We start from the raw sequence: 4,400 nt of genomic DNA, 5'->3' as shown, positions 1-4,400 counted from the left end.
CCGGATACGTCGTCCCCGCCTCCGGCTCCACGCGGGCGCCGGGGGCGGGGACGACGTATCCGGCCAGGCGGCGGTGGCCGTCGCCGTCGCGGACGGCCGCGGCGGCCTCGGCGACGCCCGGGCAGCGGCGCAGGGCCTCCTCGACCTCGCCCAGTTCGATGCGGAAGCCGCGCACCTTGACCTGCTGGTCGATGCGGCCGAGGTACTCGAGCCGGCCGTCGGCGCTCCAGCGCACCAGGTCGCCCGTGCGGTACATGCGGGCGCCGGGGGCGCCGAAGGGGTCGGCGACGAAGCGTGCCGCGGTCAGGCCCGGGCGGCGCAGGTAGCCGCGGGCCAGTCCGCCGCCGCCGAGGTACAGCTCGCCGATGACGCCGGGGGGCTGGGGGCGCAGCAGGCGGTCCAGCACGTAGGCGCGGGTGCGGGCGACGGGACGGCCGATGGGCGGGGCCTGGTCGGGGACGGTGCCGTCGGCGAACCAGGCGGTGGCGTAGACGGTGGCCTCGGTCGGGCCGTAGAGGTTCGCCACCTGGGCCGAGGGCATGGCGTCCCTGATGTCCCGCACGGTCCGGGCGGGCAGGGCCTCCCCGGCCAGGACGACGGTGTCCGCCTCGACGGTGCCGTCGCCGCCGAGCATGCGGGAGAGCACGGACGGGACGCCGCTGAGGAGTCCGGCCCGGCGCGGCCCGGGGCCGTCGGCGAGGGCCGGGAGGTCGGCAACCACCTCGACGCCGCCGCCGGCCAGCAGGGGGCACAGCAGCTCGAAGACGGACACGTCGAAGTTGAGGGAGGTGGACGCGACGACGTGCGCCAGTCCGCGCGCGCCGAACGTCTCCTTCGTCCAGGCGGCCAGCGCGGCCACGCTGCGGTGGGTGACGACCACGCCCTTGGGCCGGCCGGTGGAGCCGGAGGTGTAGATGACGTAGGCGGGGTGGGACGGGTCGAGCGGCCGGATCCGGTCGGCGTCGGTCAGGTCCTCGGCGTCGGCGTCGGCGTCGGCGTCGGACGGTTCGGTGTCCTCCAGGAGCAGCGGCTCGCAGTCGTCGGGGAGCGCGTGGGCGGTGCCGCGGGTGGCGACGACGAGGGCGGGGGCCGCGTCGTCGAGCATGAGGCGGATCCGTTCCGCCGGGTAGCCCGGGTCGACGGGCAGGTATCCGGCGCCCGACTTCAGGACGGCCCACAGCACCGGCAGCAGGTCGGCGGAGCGCGGCAGGCACAGCGCCACCAGGGACTCGGGGCCCGCGCCGTGCGCCCTCAGCAGCCGGGCGAGCCGGTTGGCGCGCCGGTTCAGTCCGGCGTAGTCCAGCGTGGTCCCGTCGCAGGTCACGGCGGTCCGGTCGGGTGTCGCGGCCACCTGCGCCTCGAACAGCGCCGGGAGCGTGGCGCCGTCGGCGCGCTCACCGGCCGGCGCGGACGGGTTCCAGGAGTCGAGGAGGGTGCGCCGCTCGTCGTCCGACAGCAGCGGCAGTTCGGCCAGCGTCCGGTGCGGGCCGTCCGCCATGCCCTCCAGCAGGCGGTGCAGCTGCCGGCTCATCCGGGCCGCGGTCGCCGCCTCGAACAGGTCGGTGTTGTACTCGACCGTCAGCCCGCAGCCGCCGTCGGCGCGGGGCGCGAACTCCAGCACGAGGTCGAAGCGGGCGGCCGGGCGGGGCAGCGGGTGCTCCTCGATCCGCACCCCGGCCGCCAGCGGCGGCCGGGCGGGCGCCGTCTGCTGCACCACCAGCACCTGCACCAGCGGGGTGCGGCTGGGGTCCCTCGGCGGGGCCAGTTCCTCGACCACCCGGTCGAACGGCACGCCGTCGTGCGCGAAGGCGTCCAGCACGGTCGTGCGCACGGACTCCACGAACCGGTCGACCGTGACGGCGTCGTCGACCTCGCCGCGCAGCACCACGGTGTTGGCGAAGAAGCCCGCCACGTCCTCCAGTTCGCGGCGGTCCCGCCCGTTGGTGACGGTCCCGAACGCCACGTCCCGCTGCCCGGAGTAGCGGGAGAACAGCACGGCCGCCGCCCCCGCGAACAGGGTGAAGACGGTGGTGCCGCGCCCCCGGGCCAGTTGCCGCAGCCGGTCCACCAGGTGGCGGGGGAGGTCGTGGCGGTGGGCCGCGCCCGCGGTGGTCCGCACCGCCGGCCGGGGCCGGTCGGTGGGCAGGTCGAGCTGCTGCAGGCCGGCCAGGTGGCGCTTCCAGTAGCGGAGGTCGTCGGCGTCCGTGCCGGCGGTGCGCCGCTCGCGCTCCCACAGCGCGAAGTCCGGGTACTGCACGCCCGGCCGGGGAAGGCCGTCCGGTTCGTCGCGGGCCTCCGCGCGGTAGAGGGCCGCCAGGTCCCGGGTCAGGACGCCGACCGACCAGCCGTCGGTGACGATGTGGTGCTGGGCCAGCAGCAGCACGTGGTCCTCGGGTGCGCGGCGCACCAGCAGGGCCCGGGTCAGGGGTCCGGTCGTCAGGTCGTGGGGGCGGCGCAGTTCCTCGGTCAGCAGGCGTTCGACCGCGTCGTCCCGCCGGTCGGCGGGCAGGTGGGCGACGCCGGCGGTGCGCAGGGGCAGGTCCGCCTCGGGGGCGATCAGCTGGACGCCCTGGCCGTCGACGGTGGCGAAGGTGGTGCGCAGGGAGTCGTGGCGGGCGGCGAGCCGGTCCAGGGCGCGTCGCAGGGCCGGTGTGTCGAGCGGGCCGCGCAGCCGCAGCGCGACACCGGTGTGGTATTCGGTTCCGCCGTCGGTGAGGTCGTCGAGGAACCACAGGCGCCGCTGGGCGCCGGAGAGCGGGACGGGCCCTCCGCGCGGGGCGGGGGGTATCGGGTCCGGCGGTGCGGCGGCGGACGGCTCGGCGGCCAGCGGGGCGAGCGCGGCGACGGTCCGCGCGGTGAACACGTCGCGCAGGGAGAGCCGCACGCCGAGGGTCTCCCTGATCCGCGTCAGGGTGCGGGCGGCGAGGATCGAGTCGCCGCCCAGGTCGAAGAAGTCGTCGGTGACGCCGACGGTACCGGCGCCGAGGACGTCGGCCCAGATCTCGGCCAGGGCCCGCTCTCCGTCGGTGCGCGGCTCGACGTGCTCCTCGGTCCGCGCGCCGCCGGGGGCGGGCAGGGCCTTCAGGTCGGTCTTGTGCTGCGGGGTGAGGGGCAGCGCGTCCAGGACGACGACGGCGGAGGGCACCATGTGGGCCGGCAGGGCGGCGGCGAGGGCGGCGCGCAGCCGGGCGGGTTCGGGTCTGCGGGCCGGGTCGGCGGGGGTGACGTAGCCGACGAGCCGGCCGCGGGCGGGTTCCTCGTCCCGGACCACGACGACGGCCTCGCGGACGCCGGGGTCGCGGGCCAGGGCGGCCTCGATCTCGCCGGGCTCGATGCGGAAGCCGCGCACCTTGACCTGCCGGTCGGCCCGGCCGAGGAACTCCAGCTCGCCGTCCGCCCTGCGGCGCACCCGGTCACCGGTGCGGTAGAGGCGGGCGCCGGGCGGCCCGGAGGGGTGGGCGACGAACCGGGCCGCGGTCAGGCCGGGGCGGCCGAGGTAGCCGCGGGCCAGCCCGTCGCCGCCCACGTACAGTTCGCCCTCGGTGCCGGGCGGCACCGGGTGCATCGCCGCGTCCAGGACGTGGGCCTCGGTGCCGGGCAGCGGGCTGCCGATGGGCGGGGTTCCGGTGCCGGCGGTCAGCGGCCCGGTCCAGGTGGCGACGACGGTGGCCTCGGTCGGCCCGTAGGAGTTGATCATGCGGCGGCCGGGGGCCCACCGGTCGACGAGCGCGGCCGGGCACGCCTCGGCCCCGACGATCAGGGTGCGCAGGTGCGGTGCGCCGCCGGTGTCCGCCGGGTCGGGCAGGGTGGCGAGCGCGGCGGGCGGTATGAGGGCGTGGGTGATGCGGTGCTCGTCCAGGACGGCGGCCAGTTCGTCGCCCAGCCAGGGCCCGTCCGGCGGGACGACCAGCAGGGCGCCGGACAGGACGGACGTGCACAGCTCCAGGACGGAGGCGTCGAAGCTGGGTGAGGAGAACTGCAGCACGCGGTCGCCCGGGCCGACGGCGTACCGCTCGGCGGCGGCCGCGGCGAAGGCGCCGATGCCCCGGTGGGTGACGGTGACGCCCTTGGGGGTGCCGGTGGAACCGGAGGTGAAGATGACGTACGCCGCGTGGTCGGGGAGCACGCGGTTCCCGGGCGGGTCCGTCTCCCGGTCCCCGTCGTCCAGCAGCGCGCGGACCCGGCCGGGGTCGTCCAGGACGACGGCCGGCGCGGCGTCGGCGAGCATCAGCGCACGCCGCTCGGCCGGGTATCCGGGGTCCACGGGGAGGAAGGCGGCACCGGCCAGGGCCACGGCCAGCTCGGCGGCGATCAGTTCCATGGAGCGCGGCAGGACCAGCGCCACCGTCCGCTCCGGCCCGGCGCCCTCCTCGGCGAGGTGGGCGGCGGGCCGGAGCGGA

1 protein-coding gene is annotated in these 4,400 nt (G+C 77.3%); it reads right to left on the bottom strand.

Going from position 1 to position 4,400, the window contains the following annotated elements; genetic code table 11:
- The coding region (locus AOK18_RS26170; protein ID WP_157865201.1) for a non-ribosomal peptide synthetase at positions 1–4,400 on the bottom strand (4,400 nt) is incomplete at both ends.

This window comes from Streptomyces prasinopilosus, from assembly GCF_001419695.1.
GTDB classification, from domain to species: domain Bacteria; phylum Actinomycetota; class Actinomycetes; order Streptomycetales; family Streptomycetaceae; genus Streptomyces; species Streptomyces prasinopilosus.
This window is presented reverse-complemented; position numbering and strand designations above follow the sequence as displayed.